General features: G+C 67.0%; 12 protein-coding genes and 3 rRNA genes. 11 read left to right on the top strand and 4 right to left on the bottom strand.

The window, feature by feature from the left end:
* Positions 1–13 precede the first annotated feature (13 nt).
* From ACRAKI_RS27445 to ACRAKI_RS27435, 3 genes are read left to right on the top strand one after another with little or no spacing between them, the layout of a single operon-like run.
* Positions 14–1,210, top strand: a complete 1,197-nt coding sequence (locus tag ACRAKI_RS27445) for an argininosuccinate synthase (RefSeq protein WP_447003385.1) — start codon at positions 14–16, stop codon at positions 1,208–1,210.
* Positions 1,207–2,598, top strand: a complete 1,392-nt coding sequence (argH, locus tag ACRAKI_RS27440) for an argininosuccinate lyase (RefSeq protein WP_447003384.1) — start codon at positions 1,207–1,209, stop codon at positions 2,596–2,598. Before ACRAKI_RS27445 ends, argH begins: the two co-directional genes overlap by 4 nt.
* Positions 2,582–3,211: a DNA-3-methyladenine glycosylase gene (locus ACRAKI_RS27435; protein WP_447003383.1), complete on the top strand. Its 630-nt coding sequence runs from the start codon at positions 2,582–2,584 to the stop codon at positions 3,209–3,211. The genes argH and ACRAKI_RS27435 overlap by 17 nt, the downstream gene beginning before the upstream one ends.
* Here ACRAKI_RS27435 and ACRAKI_RS27430 read toward each other — a convergent pair.
* The 3 genes from ACRAKI_RS27430 to ACRAKI_RS27420 form a co-directional block, all read right to left on the bottom strand.
* On the bottom strand, positions 3,208–3,381 hold the full coding sequence (locus ACRAKI_RS27430) for a hypothetical protein (protein WP_447003382.1): 174 nt from the start codon (positions 3,379–3,381) through the stop codon (positions 3,208–3,210). The two genes, ACRAKI_RS27435 and ACRAKI_RS27430, sit on opposite strands and share 4 nt — an antisense overlap.
* Before the next feature lie 279 nt (positions 3,382–3,660).
* The gene (locus ACRAKI_RS27425) at positions 3,661–4,188 is read right to left on the bottom strand and encodes an EF-hand domain-containing protein (protein ID WP_447003381.1); all 528 of its coding nucleotides are present in this window, start codon (positions 4,186–4,188) and stop codon (positions 3,661–3,663) included.
* Between the two features lie 155 nt (positions 4,189–4,343).
* A complete protein-coding gene (locus tag ACRAKI_RS27420; RefSeq protein WP_447003380.1) occupies positions 4,344–4,784 on the bottom strand; it encodes a hypothetical protein in 441 nt (146 codons plus the stop codon).
* A 99-nt stretch (positions 4,785–4,883) separates the two neighbouring features.
* Between ACRAKI_RS27420 and tyrS the strand changes: the two genes are divergently transcribed.
* The 4 genes from tyrS (at position 4,884) to rrf (ending at position 11,900) form a co-directional block, all read left to right on the top strand.
* Complete coding sequence (gene tyrS, locus ACRAKI_RS27415) at positions 4,884–6,158, top strand: tyrosine--tRNA ligase (protein WP_447003379.1); 1,275 nt, start codon at positions 4,884–4,886, stop codon at positions 6,156–6,158.
* A gap of 567 nt (positions 6,159–6,725) precedes the next feature.
* Positions 6,726–8,242: ribosomal RNA gene (locus tag ACRAKI_RS27410) — 16S ribosomal RNA — on the top strand.
* 350 nt (positions 8,243–8,592) lie between these two features.
* Positions 8,593–11,674: ribosomal RNA gene (locus tag ACRAKI_RS27405) — 23S ribosomal RNA — on the top strand.
* Positions 11,675–11,783: 109 nt separating this feature from the next.
* Positions 11,784–11,900 (top strand): 5S ribosomal RNA (gene rrf / locus ACRAKI_RS27400).
* The 16S, 23S and 5S rRNA genes sit together here, the layout of an rRNA operon.
* An 89-nt stretch (positions 11,901–11,989) precedes the next feature.
* On the opposite strand, the gene ACRAKI_RS27395 is transcribed toward rrf, so the two are convergent.
* Complete coding sequence (locus tag ACRAKI_RS27395) at positions 11,990–13,477, bottom strand: hypothetical protein (RefSeq protein ID WP_447003378.1); 1,488 nt, start codon at positions 13,475–13,477, stop codon at positions 11,990–11,992.
* Positions 13,478–13,486: 9 nt separating this feature from the next.
* Between ACRAKI_RS27395 and ACRAKI_RS27390 the strand changes: the two genes are divergently transcribed.
* The 4 genes from ACRAKI_RS27390 (at position 13,487) to ACRAKI_RS27375 (ending at position 16,446) form a co-directional block, all read left to right on the top strand.
* Complete coding sequence (locus tag ACRAKI_RS27390; protein ID WP_447003377.1) at positions 13,487–14,530, top strand: hypothetical protein; 1,044 nt, start codon at positions 13,487–13,489, stop codon at positions 14,528–14,530.
* Positions 14,531–14,671: 141 nt separating this feature from the next.
* Complete coding sequence (locus ACRAKI_RS27385; protein ID WP_447003376.1) at positions 14,672–15,457, top strand: HAD-IIA family hydrolase; 786 nt, start codon at positions 14,672–14,674, stop codon at positions 15,455–15,457.
* A 5-nt stretch (positions 15,458–15,462) separates the two neighbouring features.
* A complete protein-coding gene (locus ACRAKI_RS27380; RefSeq protein WP_447003375.1) occupies positions 15,463–15,636 on the top strand; it encodes a hypothetical protein in 174 nt (57 codons plus the stop codon).
* 3 nt (positions 15,637–15,639) lie between these two features.
* On the top strand, positions 15,640–16,446 hold the full coding sequence (locus ACRAKI_RS27375; protein ID WP_447003374.1) for a TlyA family RNA methyltransferase: 807 nt from the start codon (positions 15,640–15,642) through the stop codon (positions 16,444–16,446).
* Positions 16,447–16,528: the final 82 nt, after the last annotated feature.

The raw sequence follows: 16,528 nt of genomic DNA, 5'->3' as shown, positions 1-16,528 counted from the left end.
CAGGGAGAGAGCGATGAGTGAGCGGGTCGTGCTCGCGTACTCCGGCGGGCTGGACACCTCCGTCGCCATCGGCTGGATCGCCGAGGAGACCGGCGCCGAGGTCGTCGCGGTCGCGGTGGACCTCGGCCAGGGCGGCGAGGACATGAACGCCATCCGCCAGCGCGCGCTGGACTGCGGCGCCGTCGAGGCCGTCGTCGCGGACGCCCGCGACGAGTTCGCCGAGCAGTACTGCCTGCCCGCGCTCCAGGCCAACGCCCTCTACATGGACCGCTACCCGCTGGTCTCCGCGCTGTCCCGCCCGGTGATCGTCAAGCACCTGGCCGAGGCCGCGAAGTACCACGGCGCGACGACCGTGTCCCACGGCTGCACCGGCAAGGGCAACGACCAGGTGCGCTTCGAGGTCGGCATCGGCGCGCTCGCGCCCGACCTGAAGGTCATCGCGCCGGTCCGCGACTACGCGTGGACCAGGGAGAAGGCCATCGCCTGGGCCGAGGACCGGAACCTGCCGATCGACGTGTCGAAGAAGTCGCCCTACTCGGTGGACCAGAACGTGTGGGGCCGCGCGGTGGAGACCGGGTTCCTGGAGGACATCTGGAACGCGCCCGTCGAGGACGTGTACTCGTACACCCGGAACCCGGCCGAGCCGCACGACCCGGACGAGCTGGTCATCACCTTCGACAAGGGCGTGCCGGTCGCCATCGACGGCGAGACCGTCACCGCGTTGCAAGCCATCCAGGAGCTGAACCGGCGCGCGGGCGCGCAGGGCGTCGGCCGGCTGGACCTCGTCGAGGACCGGCTGGTCGGCATCAAGTCCCGCGAGGTCTACGAGGCGCCCGGCGCCATCGCGCTGATCACCGCGCACCAGGAGCTGGAGAACGTCACCCTGGAGCGCGACCTGGCCCGCTTCAAGCGGCAGGTCGAGCAGCGGTGGGCCGAGCTGGTGTACGACGGCCTGTGGTTCTCGCCGCTCAAGCACGCGCTCGACAGCTTCGTCGGCACCACCCAGCAGCACGTCACCGGCGAGATCCGGATGGTGCTGCACGGTGGCCGCGCGGTCGTCACCGGGCGGCGCAGCGACGAGTCGCTGTACGACTTCGCCCTCGCCACGTACGACGAGGGTGACACGTTCGACCAGAGTCTGGCCAAGGGCTTCGTGCAACTGTGGGGCCTGCCGAGCAAGATCGCCGCGAAGAGGGATTTGGGCAAGTGAGCGCACTGTGGGGTGGCCGGTTCGCCAGTGGTCCGGCGGACGCGATGGCGTTGCTGTCCGCGTCGACGCACTTCGACTGGCGACTGGCCCCGTACGACATCAGGGGATCCCGGGCGCACGCCCGCGTGCTGCACCGCGCGGACCTGCTGACCGCCGACGAGCTGGACCGGATGCTGGCGGCGCTGGACGTGTTGGAGGCCGACGTGGCCTCCGGCGCGTTCACCCCGACGCTGGCCGACGAGGACGTGCACACCGCGCTCGAACGCGGTCTGATCGAACGCGCCGGGCCGGAGCTGGGCGGCAAGCTGCGCGCCGGCCGGTCCCGCAACGACCAGGTGGCCACGCTGTTCCGGATGTGGCTGCGTGACGCGGCACAGCGGGTGTCGGCGGGCGTGCTCGACGTGGTCGAGGCGCTGGCGGACCAGGCGACCGCCCACGCCGCCACCGTCATGCCCGGCCGCACGCACCTCCAGTCCGCGCAGCCCGTGCTGCTCGCGCACCACCTCCTCGCCCACGGGCAGGCGCTGCTGCGCGACGTCGACCGGCTGCACGACTGGGACAGGCGGACCGCCCTGTCGCCGTACGGGTCCGGCGCGCTGGCCGGCTCGTCCCTCGGGCTCGACCCGGCGGCGGTCGCGGCGGAGCTGGGCTTCGACGGTCCGGTGGAGAACTCGATCGACGGCACCGCGTCCCGCGACTTCGCCGCCGAGATCGCGTTCGTGCTGGCCATGATCGGCGTCGACCTGTCCAGGATCGCCGAAGAGGTGATCATCTGGACGACCGCCGAGTTCCGCTTCGCGGTGCTGGACGACGCGTGGGCCACCGGCAGCTCGATCATGCCGCAGAAGAAGAACCCCGACGTCGCCGAGCTGACCCGCGGCAAGTCCGGCCGGCTCATCGGCAACCTCACGGGCCTGCTGGCGACGTTGAAGGCCCAGCCGCTCGCGTACAACCGGGACCTCCAGGAGGACAAGGAGCCCCTGTTCGACTCGGTCGAGCAGCTGGAGCTGCTGCTGCCCGCCCTGGCCGGGATGATCGCCACCATGCGGTTCGACACCGAGCGGATGGCGTCCCTCGCGCCCGCCGGGTTCACCCTCGCCACCGACATCGCCGAGTGGCTGGTGCGGCAGGGCGTGCCGTTCCGGGTGGCGCACGAGGCGGCGGGCGAGTGCGTCCGGGTCGCCGAGACGCGCGGCGTCGGCCTGGAGGACCTGACCGATGAGGAGTTCGCCACGATCTCGCCCGCGTTGACGCCGGACGTGCGTAGCGTGTTGACCGTGGAAGGTTCCATCGCGTCACGCGACGCCTACGGCGGCACCGCGCCCGACCGGGTCGCCGAGCAGTTGAAGCGGCTGCGCGACAAGGTGTCCGTTGCCCGCAACGCCTAGGCAGCTCACCGAGCAGGAGCTCGCCGTCGACCCGATCGACGCCGCGCGGCTCCTGCTCGGGAGCGTCATCGAGTCGACCACCCCCGAGGGCGTGGTCGGGGTGCGGATCGTGGAGGTCGAGGCGTACCGGGGCGGCGACGACCCGGCGTCGCACTGCTACCGCGGCCGGACACCGCGCAACGACGTGATGTTCGGCCCGGCCGGGCGGCTCTACGTGTACTTCGTCTACGGCATGCACTTCTGCGCGAACGTCGTGTCGTTGACCGACGGCGTGCCCGGCGCCGTGCTGCTGCGCGCCGGCGAGGTGCTGACCGGCAAGCCACTGGCCCACGTCCGCCGCCCGTCCGCCCGCAGCCACGCCGAGCTGGCCAAAGGGCCGGCGAGGCTGACCAGCGTCCTCGGCCTGGACCGCGAGCACAACGGCGTGAACCTCACGTCGTCCGACGCGACAGTGCGCCTCCTGGCCGGCGACCCCGTCCCGGAGTCCGACATCCGGACCGGCCCCCGCGTCGGCGTCGCGGTCGCGGTGGACGTCCCGTGGCGGTTCTGGATCGACTCGCCCGCCGTCAGCACGTACCGGCGAGGCACGCGGCGCACCCGGATCGTCACCTAGGACCACCCACCCGGAGGGACGACGACCGACGACCTGTTCGCGCGGGCGTGCAGGCTGATCGTCGGCTCGGCGGCCCCCGGATGGGGCCGCGCCGCGTACCGCGCCACCCTCTTCGGGCACGACGGGATCTCGTCCCGGACGAGCGTCGAGACGGACGGCCGCGTCTCCACCGGTCACGAACACCTCAACCCGGAGCTGCGCCGCGCGCTCCACGACCGGCTCGGCGACGCCGCCGTGGAGATCCTCATCGAACCCGACGGCACCTACGCCACCGTGGCGCCCTCATCCGCCACACCGACCAGTGGCGCCGACTGGACGCACCGTCCCGAGGCCTGGCGGTCGCCGGCCTGACCGGTCAGGCGTCCCTCGCGCACGCAGCCCGCTGGGCCGCGTGCATCGGTGCCCCCGTGCCCGCGACCAGCGTCGGCCGCCCCTACTGACGCGCCGCGCTACACCCGCACCTCGCCGAACACGTGCGCGCCGGGGGCGTCCGCGTCGTCACCCGCCCAGAACTCCACCCAGTGGCTGACGAACTCCTGCTTGGAGATCGTGCCGTCGCCGTCCATGTCCAACCGGGCGAACACGCCGTCCGTCGGCGCGTCGTTCCCCGTCCAGGCGTGGATCATCCGGGCGTACTCGGGCGCCGACACCGCGCCGTCGCCGTCCTCGTCCACCGCCTCGAACATCGACTCCGCCGTGGCCACCACGAGGTCGAGCATGGTGCCCAGGTTGCTCACCACGGACAGCACCTCGTCCACCGTGACCTTGTCGTCCCGGTCCTGGTCGGACGCCGAGCGCAGCGCGTCCCACCAGCCCATCATGATGTCCCGCAACCTCTCCTGAGCGTCCGCGCCCCGGATGTCCACCCACCGGTTCGTCAACGCCTCGAAATCGGCCCGCTCGAGGAACCCGTCGCCGTTCACGTCCATCGCGGCGAACACGATGGAGGTCTTCTTCCGCTGCAAGTCGCTGGCCACGCAAGCAAACTTGGCCGGGGAACGCGGCCAGGACAATTGACCAGCCGGGGCATACCCCGGTGCGCCAGAGTGAACAACGCGGTGACGGTGGGTAGCGCACGGCGTGGTGGGCCGCCCAGGCAGCAACGGCTCACCACGCCGTCAGCGCTCAAGGGTCAGCGCACCGTCCTCCGGTACCACCTCCGCCGCTCGCCCGACGGCAGCGCCACCCGGCTGATGATGTTCGTCAGCACGGCGCCGATCACCAGCCACAACAACGCGGCCAGACCGTCGTTGAACAGGGTCCGCACGCCGGGATCCGCCGGCGTGAACAGGTCGCGCAGACCCAGCGACACGGCCGCCGACCACGAGTCGATCAGCCGCGCGAACCCGTTCGCCGGGTTGGCGCCGCCGATCACCAGGAAGATGTGGATCGCCAGGACGATCGCGAACAGCCAGCACAGCAGGTCGATCACGGCGCACACCACGCGGACGGTGCGCACCCGGCTGTCGTCCCGCTCGACGACCTCCTCCCGCTGCGAGTACGGCGACTCGGACGGGGGGACGTACTCGGTAGGACGGTCAGCGGGACGTGGGTCGCGATCCGGATAGGTCATCGCTGTCGGTCCTCTCCATGCATCGGGGCCCCGTCGTCGGCTACCCCGATCGGGCACCGGCTCAAACCGGTTTGACCAGGTGGGGGAGAATGGCGTCCCGTGAGCGAGCACATCCTCGATGAGCTGTCCTGGCGCGGCCTGATCGCGCAGTCCACCGACCTCGACGCCCTGCGGAAGGACCTGGACGCGGGCCCGCTCACCCTCTATGCCGGGTTCGACCCGACCGCGCCCAGCCTGCACGCCGGCAACCTCGTCCCGCTGCTGATGCTGCGCCGCTTCCAGCGCGCCGGGCACCGGCCGGTCGTCCTCGCGGGCGGCGCCACCGGCATGATCGGCGACCCGCGTGACAGCGCCGAGCGCGCGCTCAACACGTTGGACACCGTCGCCGAGTGGGTCGGGCGCATCCGCGGCCAGCTGGAGCGGTTCGTCGAGTTCGACGACAGCCCCACCGGGGCGATCGTGGTCAACAACCTCGACTGGACCGGCGGCGTCGGCGTGCTGGAGTTCCTGCGCGACGTCGGCAAGCACTTCTCGGTGAACGTCATGCTCGCCCGGGAGACGGTCAAGCGCCGGCTCGAAGGCGACGGCATGTCGTACACCGAGTTCAGCTACCTCCTGCTCCAGTCCCACGACTACCTCCAGCTCAACCGGAAGTACGGGACCAAGCTCCAGGTGGGCGGCTCCGACCAGTGGGGCAACATCGTCGGCGGCGTCGACCTGGTCCGGAAAGTCGACGGCAAGTCCGTGCACGCGCTGACCGCGCCGCTGGTCACCGACGCCGAGGGCCGCAAGTTCGGCAAGTCCACCGGCGGCGGCAACGTGTGGCTCGACCCCGAGATGACGTCCCCGTACGCCTGGTACCAGTACTTCGTGAACGTGGGCGACGCCGACGTGCTCCGCTACCTGCGGCTGTTCACCTTCCTGACCCGGGAGGAGATGGCCGAGCTGGAGCGGCAGACCACCGAGGCGCCGCACCTGCGGACCGCGCAGAAGAAGCTGGCCGAGGAGTTCACCAACCTGGTGCACGGCGAGCACGAGACCAGGCAGGTCATCGCCGCCAGCCAGGCCCTGTTCGGCCGCGGCGAGCTGCGCGAGCTGGACCTCTCCACGCTCGAGGCCGCGATGGCCGAGGCGCCGACCGGCGAGGTCCGCCTGGCCGACTCGCCGACCATCGTCGACCTGCTGGTCAGCTCGGGGCTGGCGGAGAGCAAGGGCGCGGCGCGGCGCACCGTGAAGGAAGGCGGGGCGTACGTGAACAACGCGAAGGTCGTCGACGAGGAGTGGGTGCCCGCGAAGGAGGACCTGCTCCACGGCACGTGGCTGGTCGTCCGGCGCGGCAAGCGCAACACCGCCGGCGTGCGGGTGCAGGCCTGACCTGCGCGAACGCTCCAACAGCACTGGTTCGAAGGCCGCCGGTCCCCCGTGGACCGGTGGCCTTCCCCGTCTCTGGGTGTGATCGCAGTCACACTGTTGCAGTCGGATCGGGTCGGATAGCGTGGACTTGAGTGCACCACGGGCTGCTGACCTGCGGTTTCAGCCAGTGGTGTGGTGTTGCGCCCCCGATTTGACCTCCGGTTCGGCTGCGTGTAACTTTCTCCATGTCAGCACGGAACGGGCCGGGAAAGCCGGAACGGAGTGCGGCAGGTCACGAACCAAGCTCCCGCTAGCGTGGTAGAGTGGGTGACCTCGAAACGGAAGACCCAGCCCGGCTCCTCTGAGCCGTTGCGGCCAGGGCGTCTAGTTTCACCACAGCATTTCTGAATCACATGCCTCGGACCGAGCTGCGCGAGCGGTGAGTGATGATGAGCGCGTGTTCTTTGAGAACTCAACAGCGTGCCGAATAGCCAGTAAATTTATGAACCTCGTCAAGAGGTTTCCTTTGAGATTGTTACTGGACAACTGACATTATTGTCAGTGTTGTTCGGGGCGATCAAACATTCCTTATTGGAGAGTTTGATCCTGGCTCAGGACGAACGCTGGCGGCGTGCTTAACACATGCAAGTCGAGCGGTAAGGCCCTTCGGGGTACACGAGCGGCGAACGGGTGAGTAACACGTGGGTAACCTGCCCTGTACTCTGGGATAAGCCTGGGAAACTAGGTCTAATACCGGATATGACTCCACTAGGCATCTTGTGGGGTGGAAAGTTCCGGCGGTACAGGATGGACCCGCGGCCTATCAGCTTGTTGGTGGGGTAATGGCCTACCAAGGCGACGACGGGTAGCCGGCCTGAGAGGGTGACCGGCCACACTGGGACTGAGACACGGCCCAGACTCCTACGGGAGGCAGCAGTGGGGAATATTGCACAATGGGCGAAAGCCTGATGCAGCGACGCCGCGTGAGGGATGACGGCCTTCGGGTTGTAAACCTCTTTCAGCGGGGACGAAGGGCAACTGACGGTACCCGCAGAAGAAGCACCGGCTAACTACGTGCCAGCAGCCGCGGTAATACGTAGGGTGCGAGCGTTGTCCGGAATTATTGGGCGTAAAGAGCTCGTAGGCGGTTTGTTGCGTCGGCTGTGAAAACTTCACGCTTAACGTGGAGCCTGCAGTCGATACGGGCAGACTTGAGTTCGGCAGGGGAGACTGGAATTCCTGGTGTAGCGGTGAAATGCGCAGATATCAGGAGGAACACCGGTGGCGAAGGCGGGTCTCTGGGCCGATACTGACGCTGAGGAGCGAAAGCGTGGGGAGCGAACAGGATTAGATACCCTGGTAGTCCACGCCGTAAACGGTGGGTGCTAGGTGTGGGGGACTTCCACGTCCTCCGTGCCGCAGCTAACGCATTAAGCACCCCGCCTGGGGAGTACGGCCGCAAGGCTAAAACTCAAAGGAATTGACGGGGGCCCGCACAAGCGGCGGAGCATGTGGATTAATTCGATGCAACGCGAAGAACCTTACCTGGGCTTGACATGCACTGGAAAGCCGTAGAGATACGGCCCCCCTTGTGGCCGGTGTACAGGTGGTGCATGGCTGTCGTCAGCTCGTGTCGTGAGATGTTGGGTTAAGTCCCGCAACGAGCGCAACCCTCGTTCCATGTTGCCAGCGCGTAATGGCGGGGACTCATGGGAGACTGCCGGGGTCAACTCGGAGGAAGGTGGGGATGACGTCAAGTCATCATGCCCCTTATGTCCAGGGCTTCACACATGCTACAATGGCCGGTACAGAGGGCTGCTAAGCCGTGAGGTGGAGCGAATCCCACAAAGCCGGTCTCAGTTCGGATCGGGGTCTGCAACTCGACCCCGTGAAGTCGGAGTCGCTAGTAATCGCAGATCAGCAACGCTGCGGTGAATACGTTCCCGGGCCTTGTACACACCGCCCGTCACGTCACGAAAGTCGGTAACACCCGAAGCCCGTGGCCCAACCCGTAAGGGGGGGAGCGGTCGAAGGTGGGACTGGCGATTGGGACGAAGTCGTAACAAGGTAGCCGTACCGGAAGGTGCGGCTGGATCACCTCCTTTCTAAGGAGCATTCCTCACCGGTTCTCTTCTGGAGGGCCTGTGGAGAGCCTCGCGATCGGCGGATGATCGATCGGTGGTTGCTCAATGATGTGGATGCTGGCTACATGCAGGACCTCGGGTTGTCGACGGTGTCAGTACTGTCCGTAAGGGCGTGGAAGGGATCGTCGAGGGTTCAGGGTTTCTGTTCGGCACGCTGTTGGGTCCTGAGAGAACACGTGAGTGTTCGATCAGCGGGAAACGACAGGACGGTCTCCGTCCGCGAACCGCCGGCTCCGGTCGGTAGGCGTGGGCAGTGTGGGATGGTGTCTGGTTGTTCTTTGAGAACTGCACAGTGGATGCGAGCATCTTTGTGGCAAGTTATTAAGGGCACACGGTGGATGCCTTGGCACCAGGAGCCGATGAAGGACGTAGGAGACTGCGAAAAGCCTTGGGGAGCTGTCAACCGAGCTGAGATCCAAGGGTATCCGAATGGGGAAACCCGGCCCCAGTCATGTGGGGTCACCCACGCCTGAACACATAGGGCGTGTGGAGGGAACGCGGGGAAGTGAAACATCTCAGTACCCGCAGGAAGAGAAAACAACCGTGATTCCGTGAGTAGTGGCGAGCGAAAGCGGATGAGGCTAAACCGTATTCGTGTGATACCCGGCAGGGGTTGCGTGTGCGGGGTCGTGGGACCTGTTCGTCAGTTCTGCCGAGCTGGCAAGGAGTTATAAAACGGTGTTGTTAGCGGAACGCGTCTGGAAAGCGTGGCCGTAGAGGGTGAAAGTCCCGTACGCGAAAACTCACCGTCTTCTTACAGTGTTCCCAAGTAGCAGCGTACTCGTGAAATTCGCTGTGAATCTGGCGGGACCACCCGCTAAGCCTAAATACTACCTGGTGACCGATAGCGGACTAGTACCGTGAGGGAAAGGTGAAAAGTACCCCGGGAGGGGAGTGAAATAGTACCTGAAACCGTGTGCCTACAATCCGTCGGAGCCTTTAGGGGTGACGGCGTGCCTTTTGAAGAATGAGCCTGCGAGTTAGTGCTGCGTGGCGAGGTTAACCCGTGTGGGGTAGCCGTAGCGAAAGCGAGTCCGAATAGGGCGATCCAGTCGCGTGGTCTAGACCCGAAGCGGAGTGATCTAGCCATGGCCAGGGTGAAGCGCGGGTAAGACCGCGTGGAGGCCCGAACCCACCAGGGTTGAAAACCTGGGGGATGAGCTGTGGTTAGGGGTGAAAGGCCAATCAAACTCCGTGATAGCTGGTTCTCCCCGAAATGCATTTAGGTGCAGCGTCGTGTGTTTCGTGCCGGAGGTAGAGCACTGGATGGTCTAGGGGGCCCACAAGCTTACCGAAATCAACCAAACTCCGAATGCCGGTACGTGAGAGCGCGGCAGTGAGACTGCGGGGGATAAGCTTCGTAGTCGAGAGGGAAACAGCCCAGAACGCCGGCTAAGGCCCCTAAGTGTGTGCTAAGTGGGAAAGGATGTGGGGTCGCCCAGACAACCAGGAGGTTGGCTTAGAAGCAGCCACCCTTTAAAGAGTGCGTAATAGCTCACTGGTCAAGTGGTCCTGCGCCGACAATGTAGCGGGGCTCAAGCACACCGCCGAAGCCGTGTCATTTCAGTGTAATGCTGGGATGGGTAGGGGAGCGTCGTTCAGCCATTGAAGCGCCGGAGTGATCCAGGTGTGGAGGCTGGACGAGTGAGAATGCAGGCATGAGTAGCGAAAGACGAGTGAGAAACTCGTCCGCCGGATGACCAAGGGTTCCTGGGCCAGGCTAATCCGCCCAGGGTAAGTCGGGACCTAAGGCGAGGCCGACAGGCGTAGTCGATGGACAACGGGTTGATATTCCCGTACCCGTGTGAACGCGCCCATGGCGAACCTTGTGATACTAACCGCCCGAAGCCCGCTCTGTCCCTTCGGGGGCGGGGTGACGTGGAGCGCGGGACCTGAACTTGTAGTAGTCAAGCGATGGGGTGACGCAGGAGGGTAGCTCCGCCAGTGAGTGGTAGTACTGGTGTAAGCGTGTAGGCCGTCTGGTAGGCAAATCCGCCAGGCATCAGGGCTGAGACGTGATGCATAGCCGATTGAGGCGAAGTAGAGTGATCCCATGCTGCCGAGAAAAGCCTCTAGTGAGTGTTCATGCGGCCCGTACCCCAAACCGACACAGGTGGTCAGGTAGAGAATACCGAGGCGATCGGGCGAACTGTGGTTAAGGAACTCGGCAAAATGCCCCCGTAACTTCGGGAGAAGGGGGGCCGAGGGATTTGAAGCCCCTTGCGGGCTAGGATTTTTCGGCCGCAGAGACCAGCGAGAAGCGACTGTTTACTAAAAACACAGGTCCGTGCGAAGTCGCAAGACGATGTATACGGACTGACGCCTGCCCGGTGCTGGAACGTTAAGGGGACCGGTTAGTCTTTCGGGGCGAAGCTGAGAACTTAAGCGCCAGTAAACGGCGGTGGTAACTATAACCATCCTAAGGTAGCGAAATTCCTTGTCGGGTAAGTTCCGACCTGCACGAATGGCGTAACGACTTCTCGACTGTCTCAACCACAGGCCCGGCGAAATTGCATTACGAGTAAAGATGCTCGTTACGCGCGGCAGGACGGAAAGACCCCGGGACCTTTACTATAGCTTGGTATTGGTGTTCGGTTCGGCTTGTGTAGGATAGGTGGGAGACTGTGAAGCGCTGACGCCAGTCAGTGTGGAGTCGTCGTTGAAATACCACTCTGGTCGTACTGGATGTCTAACCTCGGTCCGTGATCCGGATCAGGGACAGTGCCTGGTGGGTAGTTTAACTGGGGCGGTTGCCTCCCAAAGAGTAACGGAGGCGCTCAAAGGTTCCCTCAGCCTGGTTGGCAATCAGGTGTCGAGTGCAAGTGCACAAGGGGGCTTGACTGTGAGACCGACAGGTCGAGCAGGGACGAAAGTCGGAACTAGTGATCCGGCCATGGCTTGTGGAAGCGTGGTCGCTCAACGGATAAAAGGTACCCCGGGGATAACAGGCTGATCTTGCCCAAGAGTCCATATCGACGGCATGGTTTGGCACCTCGATGTCGGCTCGTCGCATCCTGGGGCTGGAGTAGGTCCCAAGGGTTGGGCTGTTCGCCCATTAAAGCGGTACGCGAGCTGGGTTTAGAACGTCGTGAGACAGTTCGGTCCCTATCCGCCGCGCGCGTAGGATACTTGCGGAAGGCTGTCCCTAGTACGAGAGGACCGGGACGGACGGACCTCTGGTGTGCCAGTTGTCCTGCCAAGGGCATTGCTGGTTGGCTACGTTCGGAAGGGATAACCGCTGAAAGCATCTAAGCGGGAAGCCTGTTCCTAGATGAGGTATCCCACCCCTTTGTGGGTTAAGGCCCCCAAGAGACCATTGGGTTGATAGGCCGGAGATGGAAGGTCGGTAACGGCTGGAGTTGACCGGTACTAATAGGCCGAGGACTTGTCATGAAGACGCTACGCATCCACTGTGCGGTTCTGAAAGAACCGAACCGGACCATCTGGTCGGGGACGATTGTGTCCCGGGTCGGGTGCCTACGGGTTGGTAATTTCATAGTGTTTCGGTGGTCATAGCGGTGGGGGAACACCCGGTCCCATTCCGAACCCGGTAGTTAAGCCTTCCAGCGCCGATGGTACTGCACTCGTGAGGGTGTGGGAGAGTAGGACGCCGCCGAACATTCTTCCCTGAAAGGGCTTGTGGTTGGGGGCACATTGATTTGTGCTCCACACCGCAAGCCCTTTCGGCGTGTCCACCAGTAGGAGGAGCTAGTGCCCAGGTTCGGGGATCGACCCGGCGACCGTCAGCGTGGCCAGGGAGACCGACCGCGCCGATCCGACGACGGTGGCCGTACCCAGGGAAGCCGTAAGCCGACCACCAGCAGTGGCGGTGGCCGTGACGCCCGTGGGTCGGGTGAACGGTCGACCGGTGGCTACCCGCGTCGGGACGACCGGCCAGGCAATGACCGGTACCGCAGCGGCGACAAGCCTCGCGGTGGCGACCGGCGAGATGACAACCGAGGCGAGCGGCCTCGTTATGACAAGCCTCGTGACGACCGTGGCGCCGCGCCGCGCCGGGATTCCGGTGAGCGGCCCCGCTACGACAAGCCTCGTGATGATCGCGGTGGCGCTCCGCGTCGCGACGACCGCCCCAGTGGTGACCGGGGCGGGTTCCGGCGCGATGACAGCCGTGGTGAGCGTCCTCGTTACGACCGTGGCTCCGCCGATCGCGGTGCGGCCCGTGGGGCTGACCGTGGTGGCGAACGCCCCAGCTACCCGCGTCGGGACGACCGGCCGAGCGGTGACCGTCCCAGCTACCCCCGTCGTGATGACCGTGCGGGTAGCGGCCGTCCGAGCAGCGGTGGTGACTACCCGCGTCGCGATGACCGGCCCAGTGGTGATCGTGGTGGGTTCCGCAAGGACGACCGCGGTGACCGCCCGAGCTATCCGCGTCGTGATGACCGTGCGGGTAGCGGCCGTCCGAGCAGTGGTGGCGGTTACCCGCGTCGCGATGACCGGCCCAGTGGCGATCGTGGTGGGTTCCGCAAGGACGACCGCGGCGACCGCCCGAGCTACCCGCGTCGTGATGACCGCGCCGGTGGTGGCGAGCGGACGAGTTACCAGCGTCGGGACGACCGGCCGAGCGGTGACCGTCCCAGCTACCCCCGTCGTGATGACCGTGCGGGTAGCGGCCGTCCGAGCAGCGGTGGTGGCTACCCGCGTCGCGATGACCGGCCCAGTGGTGACCGTGGTGGGTTCCGCAAGGACGACCGCGGCGACCGCCCGAGCTACCCGCGTCGCGACGACCGCACCGGCAGTGGCGAGCGCCCCAGCTACCCCCGCCGGGACGACCGGCCCAGTGGCGACCGTCCCAGCTACCCGCGTCGTGATGACCGCGCCGGTGGTGGCGAGCGGACGAGTTACCCGCGTCGCGACGACCGGCCGAGCGGTGACCGTCCCAGCTACCCCCGCCGGGACGACAAGCCGAGTGGTAACCGTCCCAGCTATCCGCGTCGTGATGACCGTGCGGGCAGCGGCCGTCCGAGCAGTGGCGGTGGCTACCCGCGTCGCGATGACCGTGCGGGCAGCGGCCGTCCGAGCAGTGGCGGTGGCTACCCGCGTCGCGATGACAAGCCCAGTGGTGACCGTGGCGAGCGTCCCAGCTACCCGCGTCGGGACGACCGGCCTCGTTACGAGAAGCCCAGCCATGGCGGTAAGCCTCGCCAGGACAAGCCCCGTTACGACAAGCCGTCGCATGATCGGCCTGTGCACGACAAGCCGAGTGACGATCGTCGGGACGCGCGGAGCCGTGAGCGGGCCGCGCGGTTCCAGGATCGGGTTTCCCAGACCGATGACTCGAAGGTCACCGAGGACGCTGCCGTCGACGCGGCCGTGGTCGACGCGGCCGAGCTGGATGCGGTCGGGGTCGAGGGCTCGGTAGGTGCTGAGGCTGAGGACCGGGACGAGGCGTCAGCGGCGATCGAGGAGACTGCCGACACGACGGCTGACACCGCTGCCGACAAGGCGGTCGACACGACCGCTGACGGGGTTGCCGACAAGGCTGCTGCCGGGACCGTTGTCGAAGCGGCGGCCGAGCCGGCTCCTGCGGCTGACTCGGACGAGCCCGTGTACGTGCGGGCACGGACGCCGGAGGTGCCCGAGGGCGCCGACATCTCCGCGCTCGACCCCGAGGTCAAGCAGGAGCTGCGCGGGCTGCCCAAGGGTCTGGCCGACATCGTCGGCCGGCACCTCGCGGCGGCGGGCATGCTGATCGACAGCGAGCCCGAGCTGGCGCTGGAGCACGCGCGGTACGCGCGGTCGAAGGCGGCGCGGGTCGCGGTGGTCCGGGAAGCCGCCGGGCTGACCGCCTACCACGCCGGCGAGTGGGCCGAGGCGTTGTCCGAGCTGCGGGCCGCACGCCGCATGTCGAACAGCACCGGGCACGTCGCGGTGATGGCGGACTGCGAGCGGGCGCTGGGGCGTCCGGAGCGGGCCATCGAGCTGGCGCGTGAGGCCCAGGTCGCGACGCTGGCCCCCGAGGAGGCGGTGGAGCTGCGGATCGTGGCGGCCGGCGCACGTCGGGACATGGGTCAGCTGGACGCGGCCGTGGTGGCTCTGCAGGGCGACGACCTGGACGAGAAGCGGCGTGAGCCGTGGAGCGCCCGGCTGTTCTACGCCTACGCCGACAACCTGGAGGCGGCGGGCCGCACCGACGAGGCCGTCAAGTGGTTCCTCAACGCGGCCCAGGCCGATGACGACAACGAGACCGATGCGGCCGAGCGGGCGTTCGACCTGAGCCCGCAGGAGTGAGCACCCGGCAGTGAGCTCGGGAGAGTGAGCGCCGAACCGGTGTGAACCCCGAAGTCGCAACACAAGTCACACCTGAAGGCTCGGCGCCACCCGGCGCCGAGCCTTCAGACTGTCCACAGGACACCGCGAACGGAGACGCCCGTGCTGCTGGCCCGCTACGACGCCCTGCTGCTGGATCTCGACGGCACGGTCTACCGGGGCCGGGAAGTCGTCCCGGGCGCGGTGGAGGCGGTCGCCGCCGCCCGTGCGCACGGCACCGGCATCCGGTTCGTCACGAACAACGCGTCCCGGTCGCCGGAGACCGTCGCCGAGCACCTGAACGAACTGGGCTTCCACGCCGCGCTGGACGAGGTGAGCACGAGTGCCCAGGCGGGCGCGGCGATGCTGCTCGACCTGGTGCCGGCCGGGAGCACGGTGCTGGTCCTCGGCACGGACGCGTTGGCCGAGCAGGTGCGGCAGCGCGGGTTCGAGCCGACCGACCGCGCCGACGACGCCAAGGCCGTGCTGCAGGGGTTGTCGCAGGACCTGGGGTGGCGTGAGCTGGCCGAGGCGTGCGTCGCGATCCGGAACGGCGCGCGCTGGGTCGCCTGCAACGTGGACGCGACGCTGCCGACCGAACGCGGTCTGCTGCCCGGCAACGGCTCGCTGGTCGCCGCGCTGAAGACGGCCACCGGTGCGGAACCGCTGGTGGCGGGCAAGCCGGCGACGCCGCTGCTGGAGCAGGCGGCGAAGTCCGCGGGCGCGCAACGGCCGCTGGTCGTGGGCGACCGGCTGGACACCGACATCGCGGGCGCGGTGAACGCGGGCATGGACTCGTTGCTGGTGCTCACCGGCGTGTCCACGGAGGCGGAGGCGGCGAGCCTGCCGGAGGACCTGCGTCCTACCTATGTGGCTGCCGACCTCTCGGTGCTGTTTCGGCTACCTTGAATCCCGTGAGCTTCGAGGTTCCCCTTCCCGGCCCGCCGCGTGATCCCGTGGCCGGGATCGACGACGCCCTGGCCGGTCTCGACGGGCTGGATCAGCTCGACGTGGTCGAGCACGTGGCCCGGTTCGACGACGCGCACATGGCGTTGACCGCCGCGTTGTCCACCATCGACAAGGTCTGACCGGTGCCGCGCAGGGCTCGGCTGGACGCCGAACTGGTCCGCCGCGGGCTGGCCAGGTCACGGGAGCACGCGAGCCAACTCGTCGCCGAGGGCAAGGTGACCGTGCGGGGCACGGTGGCCACGAAACCCGCCACGGCCGTCGAACTGGACACCGCGCTGGTGGTCCGCGAGACGAACGACCCGAACTACGCCTCGCGGGGCGCGCACAAGCTGGTCGGCGCGCTGGAGGCGTTCGAGGCGGTGCAGGTCGAGGGGAAGCGGTGCCTGGACGCCGGCGCGTCGACCGGCGGGTTCACCGACGTGCTGCTGCGCGCGGGGGCACGGCAGGTCGTCGCGGCCGATGTGGGCCGGGGGCTGCTGGACTGGCGGTTGCGCACGGACGACCGGGTCGTGGTCAAGGACAAGACGAACGTGCGGTCGTTGACCCCGGAGGACATCGGCGGTCCGGTCGACGTGGTCGTGGCCGACCTGTCGTTCATCTCGTTGCGGCTCGTGCTGCCCGCGCTGGCCGCGTGCCTCGACGGGGAGGGCCACCTGGTCCCGATGGTGAAACCCCAGTTCGAGGTCGGCAAGGACCGGCTCGGTTCGGGCGGTGTGGTGCGTGGTCCGGAGCTGCGCGCCGAGGCGGTGCTGGACGTGGTCGCGTCCGCCGCCGGGCTCGGCCTGCGGCTGCACGGTGTCACGGCCAGCCCCCTGCCCGGACCGTCGGGCAACGTCGAGTTCTTCGTCTGGCTGCGCCGGGGCGAGCCCCTGGACGTCGCGGACGCCACCGCGCTCGTGCGCGCCGCCGTAGCGGAAGGGCCCCAGTGAACGTGCCCGCAGCCAACGCCCCCTCGGCGAACGCGTCCCCAGCGAACGCCCGCCCGGGGGACATCCCCTCGGCGAACGCTCC

This window comes from Saccharothrix isguenensis (assembly GCF_052936305.1).
This window is presented reverse-complemented; position numbering and strand designations above follow the sequence as displayed.

Excerpts from the sequence above, each read along its gene's own strand:
- ACRAKI_RS27420 (WP_447003380.1), bottom strand. The coding sequence starts at position 4,784 with ATGACCTATCCGGATCGCGACCCACGTCCCGCTGACCGTCCTACCGAG.
- ACRAKI_RS27445 (WP_447003385.1), top strand. The coding sequence starts at position 14 with ATGAGTGAGCGGGTCGTGCTCGCGTACTCCGGCGGGCTGGACACCTCC.
- ACRAKI_RS27395 (WP_447003378.1), bottom strand. The coding sequence starts at position 13,477 with ATGCGACGGCTTGTCGTAACGGGGCTTGTCCTGGCGAGGCTTACCGCC.